The 14,461-nt window shown below is 54.2% G+C and carries 16 protein-coding genes; 12 read left to right on the top strand and 4 right to left on the bottom strand.

The annotated features are described in order from the left end of the window. Nucleotides 1-40 precede the first annotated feature (40 nt). Nucleotides 41-361 (bottom strand): iron donor protein CyaY, encoded by a 321-nt coding sequence (gene cyaY, locus HV037_RS23875; RefSeq protein ID WP_003828967.1) that lies wholly within the window; start codon nt 359-361, stop codon nt 41-43. A 138-nt stretch (nt 362-499) separates the two neighbouring features. Here cyaY and HV037_RS23870 point away from each other — a divergent pair, with 138 nt between their 5' ends. The 8 genes from HV037_RS23870 to corA all read left to right on the top strand — a co-directional run bounded on the left by HV037_RS23870 (nt 500) and on the right by corA (nt 7,573). Then, nucleotides 500-703, top strand: coding sequence for a lipoprotein (locus tag HV037_RS23870; RefSeq protein WP_003017937.1), 204 nt, complete (start codon nt 500-502; stop codon nt 701-703). A 48-nt stretch (nt 704-751) separates the two neighbouring features. Next, entirely contained in the window at nt 752-1,576 is an 825-nt protein-coding gene (gene dapF, locus HV037_RS23865; protein ID WP_080860390.1) for a diaminopimelate epimerase, read from the top strand. Next, entirely contained in the window at nt 1,573-2,280 is a 708-nt protein-coding gene (locus HV037_RS23860; protein ID WP_103284402.1) for a DUF484 domain-containing protein, read from the top strand. The genes dapF and HV037_RS23860 overlap by 4 nt, the downstream gene beginning before the upstream one ends. Further along, complete coding sequence (xerC, locus tag HV037_RS23855; protein ID WP_049040600.1) at nt 2,277-3,179, top strand: tyrosine recombinase XerC; 903 nt, start codon at nt 2,277-2,279, stop codon at nt 3,177-3,179. Before HV037_RS23860 ends, xerC begins: the two co-directional genes overlap by 4 nt. Then, nucleotides 3,179-3,895: a 5-amino-6-(5-phospho-D-ribitylamino)uracil phosphatase YigB gene (gene yigB / locus HV037_RS23850; protein WP_016155129.1), complete on the top strand. Its 717-nt coding sequence runs from the start codon at nt 3,179-3,181 to the stop codon at nt 3,893-3,895. The genes xerC and yigB overlap by 1 nt, the downstream gene beginning before the upstream one ends. An 88-nt stretch (nt 3,896-3,983) precedes the next feature. Beyond that, nucleotides 3,984-6,146, top strand: coding sequence for a DNA helicase II (gene uvrD, locus HV037_RS23845; RefSeq protein ID WP_003828957.1), 2,163 nt, complete (start codon nt 3,984-3,986; stop codon nt 6,144-6,146). 265 nt (nt 6,147-6,411) lie between these two features. After that, the gene (gene ysgD / locus HV037_RS24470; protein ID WP_212723238.1) at nt 6,412-6,468 is read left to right on the top strand and encodes a YsgD/CorL family protein; all 57 of its coding nucleotides are present in this window, start codon (nt 6,412-6,414) and stop codon (nt 6,466-6,468) included. A gap of 154 nt (nt 6,469-6,622) precedes the next feature. Then, a complete protein-coding gene (corA, locus tag HV037_RS23840) occupies nt 6,623-7,573 on the top strand; it encodes a magnesium/cobalt transporter CorA (RefSeq protein WP_003017920.1) in 951 nt (316 codons plus the stop codon). Between the two features lie 41 nt (nt 7,574-7,614). Here the strand turns inward: corA and rarD are convergent, their stop codons facing one another. Beyond that, on the bottom strand, nt 7,615-8,508 hold the full coding sequence (gene rarD / locus HV037_RS23835) for an EamA family transporter RarD (RefSeq protein ID WP_016155131.1): 894 nt from the start codon (nt 8,506-8,508) through the stop codon (nt 7,615-7,617). A 51-nt stretch (nt 8,509-8,559) separates the two neighbouring features. Next, entirely contained in the window at nt 8,560-9,027 is a 468-nt protein-coding gene (yigI, locus tag HV037_RS23830) for an acyl-CoA thioesterase YigI (protein ID WP_003017917.1), read from the bottom strand. 165 nt (nt 9,028-9,192) lie between these two features. Here yigI and pldA point away from each other — a divergent pair, with 165 nt between their 5' ends. From pldA to rhtC, 3 genes are all read left to right on the top strand, one after another. Beyond that, the gene (gene pldA, locus HV037_RS23825) at nt 9,193-10,062 is read left to right on the top strand and encodes a phospholipase A (protein ID WP_016157849.1); all 870 of its coding nucleotides are present in this window, start codon (nt 9,193-9,195) and stop codon (nt 10,060-10,062) included. 88 nt (nt 10,063-10,150) lie between these two features. After that, nucleotides 10,151-11,980 (top strand): ATP-dependent DNA helicase RecQ, encoded by a 1,830-nt coding sequence (recQ, locus tag HV037_RS23820; protein WP_019078429.1) that lies wholly within the window; start codon nt 10,151-10,153, stop codon nt 11,978-11,980. Nucleotides 11,981-12,044: 64 nt separating this feature from the next. Further along, a complete protein-coding gene (rhtC, locus tag HV037_RS23815; protein WP_016155134.1) occupies nt 12,045-12,665 on the top strand; it encodes a threonine export protein RhtC in 621 nt (206 codons plus the stop codon). Nucleotides 12,666-12,709: 44 nt separating this feature from the next. On the opposite strand, the gene rhtB is transcribed toward rhtC, so the two are convergent. Further along, the gene (gene rhtB / locus HV037_RS23810) at nt 12,710-13,330 is read right to left on the bottom strand and encodes a homoserine/homoserine lactone efflux protein (protein WP_003828938.1); all 621 of its coding nucleotides are present in this window, start codon (nt 13,328-13,330) and stop codon (nt 12,710-12,712) included. 110 nt (nt 13,331-13,440) lie between these two features. On the opposite strand from rhtB, the gene pldB reads away from it, so the two are divergent. Continuing rightward, nucleotides 13,441-14,457: a lysophospholipase L2 gene (pldB, locus tag HV037_RS23805; RefSeq protein WP_003017911.1), complete on the top strand. Its 1,017-nt coding sequence runs from the start codon at nt 13,441-13,443 to the stop codon at nt 14,455-14,457. Nucleotides 14,458-14,461 lie beyond the last annotated feature (4 nt).

The following is a 14,461-nucleotide window of genomic DNA, read 5'->3' as shown; positions in this document are numbered from 1 at the left end:
GCATGATGCCGGATAAGCGAAGCGTATCCGGCAATAAAACTTAACGGAAGCTCACCTCTTCACCCGCCTGCTGTGTTGCCGCCTGTTCTAGCAGATCCCAGAACGTTTCGCCGCTACGATCGCAGATCCACTCGTCGCCTTTCAGGTCAAAGTGGTAGCCGCCCTGTTTGGTCGCCAGCCACACCTGATGCAGCGGCTCCTGACGGTTAATAATAATTTTGCTGCCGTTTTCGAAGCTGATGGTCAGCACGCCGCCGTTGATCTCACAATCGATATCGCTGTCGCCGTCCCAGTCATCCAGACGCTCTTCAATGGTCATCCACAGGGTGTCAGCAAGGCGATGAAATTCACTGTCGTTCATTTTCTTATCCTGTTTTTCGTGATGACGGCAGTATAACCTGAAACAAAACGCGTTGCAGATTACAGGCTAACTCTTGCTTTTACGCCTTCTCCTGCGATGATAGAAAACAGAAAGCATGAACTTTACAGGCAATCGATAATGAAAAACGTGTTAAAGCCACTCGCTGTCATTTTTACTCTGTTCAGCCTGACGGGCTGTGGGCTAAAAGGCCCGCTCTATTTCCCGCCAGCAGATAAAACCGCGCCGCCTCCGACCAAGAGCGTTCAGCCGCAATCGCAATCCACCACGCCAGAGAAAAACGATCGTGGGATTAGTGACGGGCCTTCCCAGGTGAATTACTGACGGCAGGAATAGATGTATATTTCTGTACCCGCGTGAACGGAGTGAATGATGCAATTCTCTAAAATGCATGGCCTTGGCAACGATTTTATGGTCGTCGACGCGGTAACGCAGAATGTCTTTTTCTCACCAGAGCTGATCCGCCGCTTGTCCGACAGGCATCTCGGCGTTGGATTTGATCAACTGCTGGTGGTTGAACCTCCGTATGATCCGGAGCTGGATTTCCACTACCGTATTTTTAATGCCGACGGTAGTGAAGTGTCACAGTGTGGCAATGGCGCCCGCTGTTTTGCCCGCTTTGTTCGCCTGAAAGGGCTGACCAATAAGCGTGATATTCGCGTCAGTACCGCTAATGGTCGTATGGTATTAACCGTAACCGACGACGAGCTGGTACGGGTGAATATGGGTGAACCCAATTTTGAACCCGCGCAGGTTCCGTTTCGCGCCAACAAAGCAGAGAAGACCTATATTATGCGCGTGTCTGAACAGACAGTATTGTGCGGCGTGGTTTCAATGGGGAACCCGCACTGCGTAATTCAGGTTGATGATGTTGATACGGCCACGGTAGAAACGTTGGGGCCGGTTCTGGAAAGTCACGAACGCTTTCCTGAACGCGCCAATATCGGATTTATGCAGGTGGTAAAGCGCGAGCATATCCGGCTGCGCGTCTATGAGCGCGGCGCGGGTGAAACGCAGGCCTGCGGCAGCGGTGCGTGCGCCGCTGTTGCGGTTGGTATCCAGCAGGGCCTGCTGGCAGAAGAAGTGAGGGTGGAATTACCGGGCGGTCGACTTGATATCGCCTGGAAAGGTCCGGGTCATCCGCTGTATATGACTGGCCCGGCGGCACATGTCTACGACGGATTTATTCACTTATGAAGCAACCAGGGGAAGAACTACAGGAAACGCTCATGGAGCTGGACGACCGGGCGGTCGTCGATTACCTGCAACGTAATCCTGAGTTTTTTATCCGTAATGCCCAGGCAGTTGAAGCGATGCGTGTTCCACACCCGGTGCGGGGCACGGTCTCTTTAGTGGAATGGCATATGGCGCGGGCACGTAATCATATTAACGTGCTGGAAGAGAATATGGCGTTGTTGATGGAACAAGCCAACGCCAATGAAAGCCTGTTCTATCGTCTGTTAAATCTGCAAGCCCGGCTGGTATCGGCCAGCAGTCTTGACGACATGCTGATGCGATTTCATCGCTGGGCGCGTGAGTTAGGGCTGGCTGGGGCGACGGTTCGTCTGTTCCCGGATCGCTGGCGACTTGGTGCGCCATCAAAATTCACTCATCTGGCATTAAGCCGTCAGGCTTTTGAACCGCTGCGTATTCAGCGTCTGGGCCAGTCACAGCACTATCTTGGGCCGCTCAATGGCCCGGAACTTCTGGTCATGATGCCCGAAGCGAAAGCGATAGGCTCGGTGGCGATGTCGATGTTGGGGCAAGATGGATCCCTGGGCGTGATGCTGTTCAGCAGTCGCGACGTTAATCATTACCAGCAGGGGCAAGGTACGCAATTACTGCAGGAAATCTCGCTGATGTTGCCGGAGCTGCTGGAGCGCTGGATTGAACGCGTATGACCGATTCACCCCTTTCTCAGGATGTGGCGCGCTTTTTACGCTATCTGGGCGTTGAGCGCCAGCTTAGCCCGATCACATTGCTGAATTATCAGCGTCAGCTTGATGCCATCATTGCGTTAGCCGGAGAGACCGGTCTGCAAAGCTGGCAACAATGTGACGCTTCGATGGTACGCAGTTTTGCCGTGCGCAGCCGTCGTAAAGGGCTAGGGCCGGCGAGCCTGGCGCTGCGTCTCTCCGCATTGCGCAGTTTCTTTGACTGGCTGGTTAATCAGGGCGAGCTGAAAGCCAATCCGGCAAAAAGTGTTTCCGCACCGAAAGCACCGCGTCATCTACCTAAAAATATCGATGTCGACGATGTTAACCGTCTGCTGGATATCGACCTCAACGATCCCCTCGCCGTGCGCGACCGGGCAATGTTAGAAGTGATGTACGGCGCAGGGCTGCGTTTGTCTGAACTGGTTGGGCTGGATATTAAACATCTCGATCTCGACACCGGCGAAGTATGGGTGATGGGGAAGGGCAGTAAAGAACGTCGCCTGCCAATTGGCCGCAATGCAGTGGCGTGGATTGAGCACTGGCTGGACCTGCGGGGGCTATTTGGCTGCGATGACGATGCGTTATTCCTGTCAAAACTGGGCAAACGCATTTCTGCGCGTAATGTACAAAAACGCTTTGCGGAGTGGGGGATCAAACAGGGGCTGAATAGCCACGTACATCCCCACAAATTGCGCCACTCTTTTGCGACGCATATGCTGGAGTCGAGCGGCGATCTGCGCGGGGTACAGGAGTTATTGGGGCATGCTAATCTCTCCACTACCCAAATCTATACCCATCTTGATTTTCAACACCTGGCTTCAGTGTACGATGCGGCGCATCCACGCGCCAAACGGGGGAAATAATGCGTTTTTACCGGCCTCTGGGGCGCATTTCTGCGCTCACCTTTGACCTTGATGACACCCTTTACGATAACCGTCCCGTTATCACACGCACCGAGCAGGAAGCGCTCGCGTTTGTACAGAATTACCATCCGGCGTTGAATTCGCTGCAAAATAGCGACCTACAGCGCTTACGTCAGGCCGTTCGCGACGCCGAGCCGGAAATCTACCACGACGTTACCCAATGGCGTCACCGCGCCGTAGAGCGCGCTATGCTGGAGGCGGGATTGTCAGAAGCAGAAGCCAGAATGGGGGCGAATGCGGCGATGATGAATTTCGCCAAATGGCGTAGCCGCATTGACGTCCCGCAGGCGACGCATGACACGCTGAAGGCGCTGGCCCGCAAATGGCCGCTGGTGGCGATCACCAACGGTAACGCACAGCCAGAACTGTTCGGCCTGGGCGATTACTTTGAGTTTGTGCTGCGCGCCGGTCCCGACGGGCGATCAAAACCGTTCAGCGACATGTACGCGCTGGCGGCAGATAAACTGAAAATGCCCGTGGCTGAGATTCTGCATGTGGGCGATGACCTGACGACAGACGTGGCGGGGGCCATCCGTTGCGGTATGCAGGCCTGCTGGATCAAACCGGAAAATGCCGACCTGATGCAAACCGCAGACAGCCGTTTGCTGCCGCATATCGAAATTTCACAGTTGGCATCTCTGACCTCGCTGATATAATCACCAGCAGAACTCTGTATATATACCCAGCTTTTTGGCGGATGGCGCTACGCTTATCCGCCTTACCTACTTTTACGCGGCGGTGCCAATGGACGTTTCTTACCTGCTCGACAGCCTTAATGATAAACAGCGTGAAGCGGTGGCCGCGCCACGCAGCAACATGCTGGTTTTGGCCGGCGCGGGGAGTGGTAAAACTCGCGTGCTGGTGCACCGTATCGCCTGGTTACTGACGGTAGAGAACAACTCGCCATACTCCATTATGGCGGTGACCTTTACCAACAAAGCGGCGGCGGAAATGCGCCACCGTATTGGCCAGATCATGGGAACCAGCCAGGGCGGTATGTGGGTGGGTACATTCCACGGCCTGGCGCACCGTCTGCTGCGCGCGCACCATATGGATGCGAACCTGCCGCAGGATTTCCAGATCCTCGACAGCGAAGACCAATTGCGTTTGCTCAAGCGTTTGATCAAGGCGATGAATCTTGATGAGAAGCAGTGGCCGCCGCGTCAGGCGATGTGGTTTATCAATAGTCAGAAAGACGAAGGGCTGCGCCCGCACCATCTGCAGAGCTATGGCAACCCGGTTGAGCAAACCTGGCAAAAGGTGTATCAGGCCTATCAGGAAGCGTGTGACCGCGCGGGGCTGGTGGATTTCGCCGAGCTGTTGCTGCGCGCCCATGAACTGTGGCTCAACAAGCCGCATATCCTGCAGCACTACCGCGAACGCTTTACCAATATCCTGGTGGACGAATTCCAGGATACCAACAACATTCAGTACGCCTGGATCCGCCTGCTGGCGGGCGATACCGGCAAAGTGATGATCGTTGGCGATGATGACCAGTCGATCTACGGCTGGCGCGGGGCGCAGGTGGAAAACATCCAGCGCTTCCTCACGGATTTCCCGGGCGCAGAAACCATTCGCCTGGAGCAGAACTACCGCTCGACCAACAACATCCTCAGCGCGGCCAACGCCCTGATTGAAAACAACAACGGGCGTTTGGGTAAAAAGCTGTGGACCGATGGCGTCGACGGCGAACCAATTTCACTGTACTGCGCGTTCAACGAACTCGATGAAGCGCGTTTTGTGGTCAATCGTATCAAAACCTGGCAGGACAACGGCGGTGCGCTGGAACAGTGTGCCATTCTGTATCGCAGCAACGCCCAGTCGCGCGTGCTGGAAGAGGCGTTGTTACAAGCCAGCATGCCGTACCGTATCTATGGTGGGATGCGCTTCTTCGAACGCCAGGAAATCAAAGATGCGCTCTCCTACCTGCGCCTTATCGCTAACCGTAATGACGACGCTGCATTCGAACGCGTGGTGAATACGCCAACCCGCGGGATTGGCGATCGTACATTAGATGTCGTGCGTCAGACCTCCCGTGACCGCCAGCTTACGTTGTGGCAGGCCTGTCGTGAGCTATTGCAGGAAAAAGCCCTCGCGGGTCGCGCCGCCAGCGCCTTACAGCGCTTTATGGAGCTGATCGATGCGCTGGCGCAGGAGACCGCCGATATGCCGCTGCACGTGCAGACTGACCGGGTGATTAAAGACTCCGGCCTGCGCATGATGTACGAGCAGGAAAAAGGCGAGAAGGGTCAGACGCGTATCGAAAACTTAGACGAACTGGTGACGGCAACGCGCCAGTTCAGCTACAACGAAGAAGACGAAGACTTAATGCCGCTACAGGCGTTCCTGTCACACGCCGCGCTGGAAGCAGGCGAAGGGCAGGCGGATACCTGGCAGGATGCGGTACAACTGATGACGCTGCACTCGGCGAAAGGTCTGGAGTTCCCCCAGGTATTTATCGTGGGTATGGAAGAAGGCATGTTCCCCAGCCAGATGTCGCTGGACGAAGGTGGGCGCCTCGAAGAAGAGCGCCGCCTGGCTTACGTAGGCGTGACTCGCGCGATGCAAAAGCTGACGCTGACCTACGCCGAAACGCGTCGTCTGTACGGCAAAGAGGTTTACCACCGTCCGTCGCGCTTTATCGGCGAACTGCCGGAAGCGTGCGTTGAAGAGGTTCGCCTGCGCGCCACGGTTAGTCGTCCGGTGAGCCATCAGCGGATGGGCACGCCAATGGCGGAAAATGATACCGGCTACAAGCTCGGCCAGCGCGTGCGCCACGCTAAGTTTGGTGAGGGCACCATCGTCAATCTGGAAGGAAGCGGTGAGCACAGTCGTTTGCAGGTCGCGTTCCAGGGGCAAGGGATCAAATGGCTGGTGGCAGCCTACGCCAGACTGGAAACGGTTTGATCGGTTTGGCTTTGCCGGATGGCGACGCTGGCGCGTCTTATCCGGCCTACAGACCGGGTAACATTTTGATTTCCAGGCCGGACAAGGCGAAGCCGCCATCCCGCTATCTGTCGGTTAATATTCTGAAATCATAGATAAATAATTCCCCTCTGCTAACCTTTTTGTATAAGGGGAAATTATTACTTTTTCGCCATCTGTTGCGTGTTGACGTCAAAATTTTGCTGGCGTAACATGCGCGCACGATTACGCTAAGAGGACATTCGCCTTGGACACACCCAGTAGATACTGGCTCATTATCCTGTCATCCAGGATCAACTCCTAAGGCTATCCCTTTTTGCTGATAGCCTTCGCGGTTGTCAGCGACCTTCTGTTTTTTCCCGTCGCGCTGAGTCAGGCTGTTTAATGGTCTGAAACCCAATTTGTTTCTGTGTGCCCTCCGAACTGTCCGATAATTTTTTGCATTGGGAGTCCCGGTCATGCTGAGCGCATTTCAACTGGAAAACAATCGTTTAACTCGCCTTGAGGCAGACGAGATCGAGCACCTGGCCAGTTCGGTTTGGGTCGATTTAGTCGAGCCGGATGACGAAGAACGAAACCGTGTGCAAAAGGACTTGGGCCAGAATCTGGCTACGCGCCCTGAACTGGAAGACATCGAAGCATCTGCGCGTTTTTTTGAAGACGAAGACGGTCTGCACATTCACTCCTTCTTCTTCTATGAAGATGCCGACGATCACGCGGGTAACTCAACCGTCGCATTTACCATTCGCGAAGGTCGCCTGTTTACTCTGCGCGAGCGCGAGCTGCCGGCATTTCGCCTGTACCGCATGCGTGCGCGTAATCAGGCGATGGTGGATGGCAACGCTTACGAGCTGCTGCTCGACCTGTTCGAAACTAAAATTGAACAGTTGGCGGATGAGATCGAAAATATCTACAGCGACCTGGAAAAACTCAGCCGTGTGATCATGGAAGGGCGTCAGGGTGATGAATATGACGAAGCGCTTTCGACGCTGGCGGAACTGGAAGATATCGGCTGGAAGGTTCGCCTGTGTCTGATGGATACCCAGCGCGCACTGAACTTCCTGGTGCGTAAAGCGCGTTTGCCGGGGAGTCAGCTGGAACAGGCGCGCGAGATTCTGCGCGATATCGAATCCCTGCTGCCGCACAACGAATCACTGTTCCAGAAAGTTAACTTCCTGATGCAGGCGGCGATGGGCTTTATCAATATCGAGCAGAACCGCATCATCAAGATCTTCTCGGTGGTCTCTGTGGTGTTCCTGCCGCCGACGCTGGTGGCTTCCAGCTACGGGATGAACTTTGAGTTCATGCCGGAACTGCACTGGAGCTTCGGTTACCCAGGGGCGATTGTCTTTATGATGCTCGCGGGTCTGGCACCGTATCTGTACTTTAAGCGCAAGAACTGGCTGTAATGGCTGTGCCGGATGGCGGTTACGCCTTATCCGGCACTTCTTCAGCTCCGACGTACCCGCCGTTGCGTATAAATCGCATCCATCACGAAAACTGCCAGCGCCACCCAGATAAACGCAAACGTGACCATTTTATCCGCTCCCGGAACTTCACCGTAGAAAGTGACGGCCAGCAGGAACATTAGCGTGGGTCCGATATACTGGAAGAAACCCAGCGTGGACAGACGCAGGCGGGTCGCCGCGCCGGTAAAGCACAGCAGCGGAATGGTGGTCACGACACCTGCAGCAATCAGCAGCAGATTGAGTGACATGGGGTTTTGCCCCATATGGCTGGTTGGGCTGTCCGCAATGCCAAACAGATAGATAGCCGCAACAGGTAAAAGCCACAGGGTTTCGATCAGCATGCCGGTTTGTGCTTCGACGGCAATCTTCTTGCGTACCAGACCATAGAAAGCAAAACTGAACGCCAGGCCCAACGCGATGATTGGCAGCGATCCGAAGGTCCACAGCTGTACCAGTACGCCGCAGGCGGCTAACAGTACCGCCAGCCACTGCATGCGACGAAAGCGCTCGCCGAGGAAAAGCATTCCCAGCACAATATTCACCAGCGGGTTAATAAAATAGCCCAGGCTGGCTTCCAGCATATGATGATTATTGACCGCCCAAATGAACAGCAGCCAGTTTCCACCGATGAGCACTGCAGAGAGCGCCAGCAGGAAGATCTTCTTTGGCGTTTGTAGCAGCGTTTTGATGCCCGACCACTGGCGGCTGATGCTCATCAGTACCACCATAAAGAAAAATGACCAGATGACGCGGTGCGTCAGGATCTCATCCGCCGGGACATAGTAAATCAGCTTGAAGTAGGCAGGAGCGATACCCCAAATAAAATAAGCAGCAAGAGCGAGTAACACGCCCTGCCGCGTTTGTTTAGCATCCATCGGGAAAACTCATTTCAGAAATGTAACAACAGTTTACCTTTTTTTGAGCACTTACCCCACCATATAAGTGGCGGTTGCGCTGGCAATATAAAGCTGTTCTTCGTTATGCAGTTCCACGCGCGCAACGGCGACTTTATTCCCCGCCCGCAGCAGGCTACTGGTGGCGGTAAAGCGATTTCCTCTCCCCGGGCGCAGGTAATCAACGCGCAAATCGATTGTTCCCATGCGTGACATTCGCTGACGCAGTTCGTCCTCGCTGATCGTCTCATGGCGGGTCAGCGTACTGCCAACGCACACCAGCCCGGCGGCAACGTCCAGCGCCGACGCGATCACGCCGCCATGCAGAATGCTTTGCGCCCAGTTGCCGACCATCATCGGTTGATTATTAAAGGCTAATTGAGCAAATTCTTTCTCATAGCGTTCAAGCTCCAGACCCAGCGCCCGGTTAAACGGCATATGATAGACAAACATTTCACCCACTAACTTCAGCGCTTCCTCAGCAGTAAGTACGGCAGACATACGATCCCTACATCTCAGTGGTTAATGAAATGTTGATATTATGCTTATTATTTGTTGTTTTCTACTTTAGGACGGGATAACTAACGAGGAAGTCGCTAAGTATGTAGAATACTTGCCAGATAATTATACAATTCATCAATATTTTGGTTCAGGAGAACATTACCGATGCGGGCGATTCTGGGATGGTTACTACCAGCAGTCATGCTGCCGTTGACCGCGTATGCGCAGGAAGCGACAGTGAAAGAGATTCATGATGCACCGGCGGTTCGCGGCAGTATCATCGCCAACATGCTGCAGGAGCATGACAACCCTTTCACGCTTTATCCTTATGAGACCAACTATCTCATCTACACCAATACCAGCGACATGAATAAAGAGGCAATCAGCAGCTATAGCTGGTCCGAAAATGCGCGCAAAGATGAGGTTAAGTTTCAGCTAAGCCTGGCGTTTCCGCTCTGGCGCGGAATATTAGGCCCGAACTCGGTACTCGGCGGTTCCTATACCCAGAAATCCTGGTGGCAGCTTTCGAACAGTGAAGAGTCTGCACCGTTTCGCGAAACCAACTATGAACCGCAATTGTTCCTCGGTTTCGCCACCGACTATCGCTTTGCCGGTTGGACGCTCCGCGATGTCGAAATGGGCTATAACCATGACTCCAATGGTCGATCCGACCCCACCTCACGTAGCTGGAACCGCCTTTACACCCGGCTGATGGCTGAAAACGGTAACTGGCTGGTGGAAGTTAAGCCGTGGTACGTTATCGGCAGCACTGACGATAACCCTGATATCACCAAATATATGGGCTACTATCAGTTGAAAATGGGTTATCACCTGGGTGACGCGGTGATCAGTGTGAAAGGTCAGTACAACTGGAATACCGGCTACGGCGGCGCAGAGCTGGGGGCCAGTTATCCCATTACCAAGCATGTGCGTCTTTATACCCAGGTCTACAGCGGCTACGGCGAATCACTGATTGACTACAACTTCAATCAGACCCGTGTTGGCGTGGGTGTAATGCTTAACGATATCTTCTGACAGGTATTGAGAGTATTTTAATCATTGCAGTTTCTCTCTCAGGCGCTGAAAATAGCGCCTGTTTTTATTTCAGGCTAATGGGGTTAATGTGGCGCAGGCGGAAGTGTTGAATCTGGAAATGGGCGCTAAACAGGTTTTGCAGGAAACCTTTGGCTACCAACAGTTTCGCCCTGGTCAGGAAGAAATCATTGATACCGTGATCGCTGGTCGCGACTGCCTGGTCGTTATGCCGACCGGTGGCGGAAAATCCCTGTGCTATCAAATTCCCGCATTATTGCTTAACGGCCTCACCGTTGTTGTTTCTCCGCTGATTTCTCTGATGAAAGATCAGGTCGATCAACTGCTTGCCAACGGCGTGGCGGCCGCGTGTCTGAACTCCACCCAAAGTCGTGAGCAGCAGCTTGAGGTGATGGCAGGCTGTCGTAGCGGGCAGATTCGCTTACTGTACATTGCGCCCGAACGCCTGATGCTGGATAACTTCCTTGAAAATCTGGCGCACTGGAACCCGGTGCTGCTGGCGGTTGATGAAGCGCACTGTATTTCGCAGTGGGGGCATGATTTCCGCCCGGAATACGCCGCGCTGGGGCAGTTGCGTCAGCGTTTCCCAACTCTGCCGTTTGTCGCGCTGACCGCGACCGCGGACGAGACAACCCGGCTGGATATTGTGCGTCTGCTGGGGCTCAACGACCCGTTAATTCAGATCAGCAGCTTTGATCGCCCGAATATTCGCTACATGTTGATGGAGAAGTTTAAGCCGCTCGATCAACTGATGCGCTACGTGCAAGAGCAGCGCGGTAAGTCCGGTATTATCTACTGTAACAGTCGCGCTAAAGTAGAAGACACCGCCGCGCGTCTGCAAAGCCGAGGCATTAGCGCCGGGGCTTATCATGCCGGGCTGGAAAACGCTGTACGTGCAGAAGTGCAGGAGAAATTCCAGCGTGATGACCTGCAAATCGTCGTAGCGACCGTGGCGTTTGGCATGGGAATCAACAAACCCAACGTACGCTTCGTGGTGCATTTCGATATTCCGCGCAACATCGAGTCCTATTACCAGGAAACCGGCCGCGCCGGGCGTGACGGCCTGCCTGCGGAAGCAATGCTGTTTTACGATCCGGCTGATATGGCATGGCTGCGCCGTTGCCTCGAAGAGAAACCCGCTGGGCAACTGCTGGATATCGAACGGCATAAGCTCAATGCGATGGGGGCGTTTGCCGAGGCGCAAACCTGTCGTCGTCTGGTGCTGTTGAACTATTTTGGCGAGGGGCGTCAGGAGCCGTGTGGTAACTGCGACATCTGTCTCGACCCGCCAAAACAGTACGACGGACTCATGGATGCGCGCAAAGCGCTGTCGACTATCTACCGTGTTAATCAACGCTTTGGTATGGGTTATGTCGTGGAGGTTCTGCGCGGAGCGAATAACCAGCGAATTCGCGAGCTGGCCCATGATAAGCTGCCGGTCTATGGCATTGGTCGTGAGCAAAGCCATGAACATTGGGTAAGCGTTATCCGCCAGCTTATTCATCTTGGGCTGGTGACGCAGAATATTGCTCATCACTCCGCGTTACAGCTAACCGAAGCCGCGCGTCCGGTACTGCGTGGTGATGTTGCGCTACAGCTTGCGGTACCGCGTATTGTGGCGCTGAAACCGCGAGCGATGCAGAAATCCTTCGGTGGCAATTACGATCGCAAACTGTTCGCCAAATTGCGGAAGCTGCGTAAAGCCATTGCTGATGAAGAAAATATCCCGCCGTATGTAGTGTTCAACGATGCCACGCTGATTGAAATGGCTGAGCAGATGCCAGTTTCACCGAGCGAAATGCTGAGCGTTAATGGCGTGGGGATGCGTAAACTTGAGCGTTTTGGCAAAGAGTTTATGGCGCTTATTCGCGCGCACGTTGATGGTGACGACGAAGAGTAGTCAGCCAGGCAAAAAAGTGCCAGGATGGTGACTCACTGAACTATTTCCCCCGCGAGTCATTTTTATGTTAACGCTATTTTTCACCGTTGCGTTGGTGCATATCGTTGCGCTGATGAGCCCTGGTCCCGACTTTTTCTTTGTTTCTCAAACAGCGGTTAGCCGTTCGCGCAAAGAAGCCATGATGGGCGTGCTGGGTATTACCTGTGGCGTCATGGTCTGGGCTGGCGTAGCGCTGCTCGGCCTACATCTGATTATCGAAAAAATGGCCTGGCTGCACACCATTATTATGGTGGGCGGGGGGCTGTATCTGTGCTGGATGGGTTATCAGATGCTACGCGGCGCGTTTAAAAAACAGGATGTTGCGACTCCCACTCCGCAGGTTGAGCTGGCGCAGAGCGGACGCAGCTTTTTGAAGGGGCTGCTGACCAACCTGGCGAACCCTAAAGCCATTATCTATTTTGGCTCCGTGTTCTCATTGTTCGTTGGCGATAACGTGGGAACGGGCGCACGCTGGGGGATCTTTGCCCTGATCATCGTGGAAACGCTGGCGTGGTTTACCGTAGTCGCCAGCCTGTTTGCACTGCCGAAAATGCGTCGTGGCTATCAGCGTCTGGCGAAGTGGATTGATGGTTTTGCCGGTGCGCTGTTTGCGGGCTTCGGTATCCACCTGATTATTTCGCGTTAAGTTTCTTCCGGGCCGGATAAGCGCAAGCGCCTCCGGCACCTTCATCAGGCATGCCGTGCCGAGGCTAACAAGGCGCCTATCAGCATAAACAGCGAGCCAAACACTTTGTTTAACGCTTTCATTTGCTTTGGCCCTTTAATCCAGCCAGCAATGCGCGTGGCCAGCGTCGCGTAACCGATCATCACAATGATATCGACCACGATGGTCGTGACGCCAAGCACCACATACTGCATTAACTGCGGTTCCTGTGGCAGGATAAACTGCGGGAACAGGGCGGCAAGGAAAACAATGCTCTTGGGGTTGGTCAGATTAACAAAGACAGCGCGTTTAAACAGGCGGCTGCGCGATTGCGTATTCGCCATGGTGTTCAGATCGATAGCACCCGCCGCCCGCCATTGCTGAATACCCAGCCAAATCAGATAGGCCGCCCCCGCCCACTTCAGCACCTCAAATGCGATAACCGAACGTGAAAATAGCGTTCCCAGTCCTACGCCAACCAGAACGATATGAATGCCAAGTCCTGTCTGCAAACCAGCAATCGACGCGCTGGCGCCGCGATAACCGTGACTGATGGCGGTGGTCATGGTGTTGATTGCGCCAGAGCCTGGAGACAAGCTCAAAATAATAGAGGTCAACAGGTAGGCGAACCACCATTCAAAGGTCATGAGAAACTCCCGGATTGTCTATTTTTATGCCACAATACGCTACTGCCGTTAGGTTGTGTCAGCGACGGCGAAAAAAACGATTTTACTTGGTCAGCGAGGCTGGATACCCGATGTTTCAGCAGCAAAAAGACTGGGAAACAAGAGAAAACGCGTTTGCTGCTTTTTCCATGGGGCCACTGACAGATTTCTGGCGTCAGCGGGAAGAAGCGGAATTTACGGGCGTGGATGATATCCCCGTCCATTTTGTGCGTTTTCACGCAGAAAAAAACGATCGCGTCATCGTCGTCTGTCCTGGACGCATTGAAAGCTACGTGAAATACGCTGAACTGGCGTATGACCTGTTTCATTCTGGTTTTGACGTCCTCATTATCGATCACCGTGGCCAGGGGCGTTCCGGGCGTATGCTTTCGGACCCGCATCGCGGTCATGTCGATAACTTTAATGACTATGTCGACGATTTAACCGCCTTCTGGCAGCAGGAAGTGCTACCCGGTCCGTGGAGAAAGCGCTATATACTGGCGCATTCAATGGGCGGAGCGATAGCCACGTTATTCTTGCAGCGCCACCCGAATCAGTGTGATGCCATCGCGCTTTGCGCGCCGATGTTTGGTATTGTGATGCGCTTTCCCGACTGGATGGTACGCCACATTCTGGACTGGGCTGAAGGGCATCCGCGGATCCGCGAAGGTTATGCGATGGGGACCGGGCGCTGGCGGGCGCTGCCATTCGGTATGAATGCGTTAACCCATAGTCGACAGCGCTATCGGCGCAATCTACGCTTCTATGCGGATGAGCCGCGGCTGCGCGTTGGCGGCCCCACCTACCACTGGGTACGTGAAGGTATTCTGGCAGGCGAACAGGTTCTGGCTGGAGCAGGAGACGACGCGACGCCGACGCTGCTGATTCAGGCCGAAGAAGAGCGTGTGGTAGATAACCGCATGCACGATCGTTTTTGTGAACTCCGCGCCGCAGCGGGCCATCCCGTAGAAGGGGGGCAGCCGCTGGTCATCAAAGGCGCGTACCATGAGATCCTTTTTGAAAAGGACGCAATGCGCTCAGTCGCGCTTAACGCTATTGTCGAATTTTTCGACAAGCATAACTCATCCAGCGGAACCCGCTTTGCCTAGAGGT

It is taken from the genome of Citrobacter sp. RHBSTW-00017, assembly GCF_013797615.1.
Classification (GTDB): domain Bacteria; phylum Pseudomonadota; class Gammaproteobacteria; order Enterobacterales; family Enterobacteriaceae; genus Citrobacter; species Citrobacter braakii.
This window is presented reverse-complemented; position numbering and strand designations above follow the sequence as displayed.